At 68.8% G+C, this 3781-nt stretch carries 4 protein-coding genes; all 4 read left to right on the top strand.

What is annotated here, in order from left to right:
* Positions 1 to 1046, top strand: a 1046-nt coding sequence (locus WBV89_RS15145) for a VWA domain-containing protein (RefSeq protein WP_423982187.1), incomplete at its 5' end; no start/stop codon positions are given.
* A gap of 21 nt (positions 1047 to 1067) precedes the next feature.
* Positions 1068 to 1523 carry a hypothetical protein gene (locus tag WBV89_RS15140; protein ID WP_423982186.1) on the top strand — a complete coding sequence of 152 codons (456 nt, stop codon included), beginning with the start codon at positions 1068 to 1070 and terminating at the stop codon, positions 1521 to 1523.
* Between the two features lie 58 nt (positions 1524 to 1581).
* Positions 1582 to 2433 carry a hypothetical protein gene (locus WBV89_RS15135; protein WP_423982185.1) on the top strand — a complete coding sequence of 284 codons (852 nt, stop codon included), beginning with the start codon at positions 1582 to 1584 and terminating at the stop codon, positions 2431 to 2433.
* Positions 2434 to 2455: 22 nt separating this feature from the next.
* A partial coding sequence (locus WBV89_RS15130; protein WP_423982184.1) for a Y-family DNA polymerase occupies positions 2456 to 3781 on the top strand: 1326 nt, incomplete at its 3' end.

Here is a 3781-nt window from a genome sequence, read left to right as displayed (position 1 = left end):
GCGACGACGCGCGGATCGATGCTGCGCTCGGCGCGCTCTACGATCGTGAGGCCGTGCAGTCGCGGCGCGGTGGAGGCGGGCGTGCCGGCGGGCTCGGACGCTCGAAACCCGGTGTCGTCCGCTGGCTCGGAGACATCCGCCGGTACTTCCCGACGCCGGTGGTTCAGGTTCTCCAACGCGACGCGGTCGAGCGGCTCGACCTTCGGCAACTGCTGCTCGAGCCGGAACTCCTGGAAGCGGTCGAGCCGGACATCGCGCTGGTGACGATGCTCGTCGAGTTGAACAGACTGCTTCCCGACGAGACCCGCGCGACGGCCCGACAGGTGATCGCCACGGTCCTCGCCGACATCGAGCGACGACTCACCGACCAGACCCGCCGCGCCGTACGCGGTGCGCTGGCCCGCGCCGCTCGGACCCGACGACCCCGCCCCGGTGACATCGACTGGCCGCACACGATCGAGGCGAACCTGCGGCACTGGCTTCCCGAGCAGCGCACGATCGTGCCCGAGCAGTTGATCGGACACGGGCGTCGCCAGCAGAGTCTCGCTCGCGATGTCATCATCGCCGTCGACCAATCGGGCTCGATGGCCGATTCGGTGGTGTACGCGTCGTTGTTCGCCGGGGTGCTGGCCCGACTCCCGACGCTGCGGACCCGGTTCTACGCGTTCGACACGTCGATCACCGACCTCACCCCGTTCCTGCACGACCCCGTCGAGGTGCTCTTCGGCGTGCAGCTCGGCGGGGGTACCGACATCGCCTCGGTGCTCACTCACTGTCAACGCGAGATCGACCGACCGCGCCGAAGCGTGTTGTTCCTGATCTCGGACCTGTTCGAAGGTGGGAACGGTCAGCTGATGCGTCGCCGTGTCGGAGAACTCGTCGCGGCGGGGGTGACGGTGGTCGTCCTTCTGGCGTTGAGCGACGAGGGCACGCCGGCGCACGATCACGAGCACGCCGCAGCGTTGGCGGCGCTCGGGGCGACGGTGACGTCGACGACGCCCGACGAGTTCCCCGACGTCCTCGCGGATGCCCTCGCGGCGCGGTGAGGGCAGTAGCCTGTCTCCTCCATGGGTCAGTTGGTTGCCGTCACCGAGAAGCCGAGCGCGTTGCCGGGCGTCGTCCGCTTCGAACTCAACCGAACCCTGTCGGGGCAAGGGCACGAGCGCTACGCGTCGGTTGCCGATGCGTTCGGGCCGAGCCCGTCGGACGAGTTGGCACGCCGCCTCTTCGCCACCGGCCAGGTCGGTTCGCTGCACATCTACGCCAACATCGTGACCGTCGACCTTCAGAAGGGGTTCACCTCCGAGGGTCTGGCCGATGTCGTGCGTGACATGTACCAGTACTGGAAGCCGGGCGTCGAGCCGCCGACCTTCGAGGATCTCCAGCCGGACGAACCAGAGGCCGCCGCCTCCGACGGCGGCGATGCCGGGGGGGACTCGGCGCTGACCGAGGCCGCGAAGAAGGTGCCGATGCATCTGCTCGTGCGTGCCCGCGAAGCCCGCGAGCGCTGGAACAACAAGTAGCCCATCTCGGTCGATCGACCCCTTGCTGTATCGAACATCTGTTCGATACAGTCGAAGGATGGAAATCGCTGTCGACCATCGTCTGCCATCACCGTCTCCTGCCGCATCTCCCGCTCCGTCTCGACGTGGCGAGGCGCTGCGTGGTGTCCTCGCCGAATTGGGTGAACGGGTCAAGCCGGTCGTTCTGGCTCGTGAGCGGACACTGCCGATCGCGGAGCCGTTCGATCAGCTGATCCCCGACGGTCTCGTGCGCGGCCAGGTCGTGTCGTGCCGGGGTGCAGCGGCGCGATCGGTGGCATTCGGCCTGGTCCGTGATGCTCTCGCCGAGGGCGCTTGGATGGCGATCGTCGACGTGCCGACGTTCGGAACCGACGCCGCCGCCGAGTTCGGGGTGCCACTCGAGCGGGTGGTGCGGATCGACACGGCGGATGGACTCGGCTGGATCGACGTGATGGGTGCCGCCGTCGATGGTTTCGACCTGGTCCTGACCCGGGTACCGACCGTGCACCGCGATCGAGCCTCGGCGCCGGTGCGCACGTTGCGGACGCGGGTGCAGCAGAAGGGGGCGGTCGCCGTGGCCCTCGGTCCCGTCGGTGCGTTCGGTTGCGACGTCGAAATGACGACACAACGGACCGTCTGGACCGGATTGGAGGATGGGGCGGGCCATCTTCAGCGGCGGATCGTCGACGTGCAGGCGAGCGGACGGAGGATGCAGACGCCGCGGTCCTGTTCGATCGAGCTGATGGGGGAGGGGACCCGCATCGCGATGGCCGAGGCGCCCGAACGTGACCCGCAGGCCGAGCTGCTCGCCGAGATGACCGCCGAGATGACCGCCGAGATGACCGCGATGTCCGAGATGACCGGGTCGGTCGCGGTGACCGATCTGAACGACCGTCGCCTCGCGGGTTGACGTGGCGATGAGTCACGCCGGGATGAGTCACGACGAGATCGGGACGGAGAACAGCGCGAGCGTCGACCCGGTCCGGATGGTCACCGTCTGGTGTCCCGACTGGCCGGTCGTCGCCGCCGGATGTCGGAGTGACGAGCCCGCCGCGGTGATGCGCGGACACCGCGTCGTGGCACGCACACCCGCCGCCGCCGACGAGGGCATCGTGATCGGACAGCGTCGTCGCCAAGCGCAGCAGCGGTGTCCGAGCATCACCCTGCTCGACGCCGACCCGGCGCGTGATGCGCGTGAATTCGAGTCGATCGTCCGTGCGGTCGCCGAGATCGCGCCGCGTGTCGACGTGGTCGAGCCCGGGTGGTTGGCTGTCGCCGCACGCGGTCCATCCCGGTACTTCGGTGGGGACGAGGCGATGGCCACGCATCTGAGCGATGTCGTGTCGGGGGTGCGGGCCGGTGTCGGTCTCGGTGTGGGTGTGGGTGTGGGTGTGGCCGACGGTCGTTTCGCCTCCGGCGTCGCGGCGCGACTCGGTGTCCGTCGACAGAGCCCGATCGTGGTCGACCCCGGTGGATCGGGCGAGTTCTGCGCGCCTCTCCCGATCGGATGGTTGCAGACGCTCGACGAGGTCGATACCGACCTGATCGACCTCTTCGGGCGGTTGGGTCTGCGTCGTCTCGGTGCGCTCGCGGCACTCGATCCGTCCGATGTGCTCGGTCGGTTCGGGCCGGTGGGGATACATGCGCATCGCTTGGCGTCCGGTGCCGATGTCCGCCCGGCGAGCACCACCGATCCGGCACCGGAACGTCGGCTGGTGCGGGTCCTCGACGATCCGGCTGCACAGAGCGACGCGGTCGTGTTCGTCGCCAAACAGTTGGCCGACGAGCTGGCCGATCGTCTCGCTGCGGACGGTCGTGTGTGCACGCGGCTTGTCGTGTTGCTCGAGACCGAGCACGGTGAACGTTCCGAACGGTCGTGGTACCGATCTGCCGGAATGTCGGCGGCGGCGATGGTCGAACGGGTGCGCTGGCAGCTCGATGCCTGGATCAACCTCCCGCGCGGAAGCGAACACGAGATCACGGGCGGGGTGACGTCGGTGCGGCTGACGCCCGAGGAGATCCGCGCCGACGAGGGGGATCAACTGGGATTGTGGGGCGGGCAGTCCGATGCCGATCGCCGGGCGATCCGAGCGATCGCCCGGCTCACGACGCTCACATCTGAGACGGCGGTGACGGTTCCGGTCTGGAACGGCGGGCGGCTTCCGGCCGATCGCTACCGCTGGATGCCCGCGACGCTCGTCGATCTCGATCAGCGCGAACGGGCGGTGTCACGCTCGGCGACCGGAGCCGGCCTCGAC

Origin of the sequence: Ilumatobacter sp. (assembly GCF_049588435.1) — a bacterium.
GTDB lineage: Bacteria > Actinomycetota > Acidimicrobiia > Acidimicrobiales > Ilumatobacteraceae > Ilumatobacter_A.
This window is presented reverse-complemented; position numbering and strand designations above follow the sequence as displayed.

What these genes read in the sequence shown, in the direction of transcription:
- WBV89_RS15135 (WP_423982185.1), top strand. Translation starts at nt 1,582, where the DNA reads ATGGAAATCGCTGTCGACCATCGTCTGCCATCACCGTCTCCTGCCGCA.
- WBV89_RS15140 (WP_423982186.1), top strand. Translation starts at nt 1,068, where the DNA reads ATGGGTCAGTTGGTTGCCGTCACCGAGAAGCCGAGCGCGTTGCCGGGC.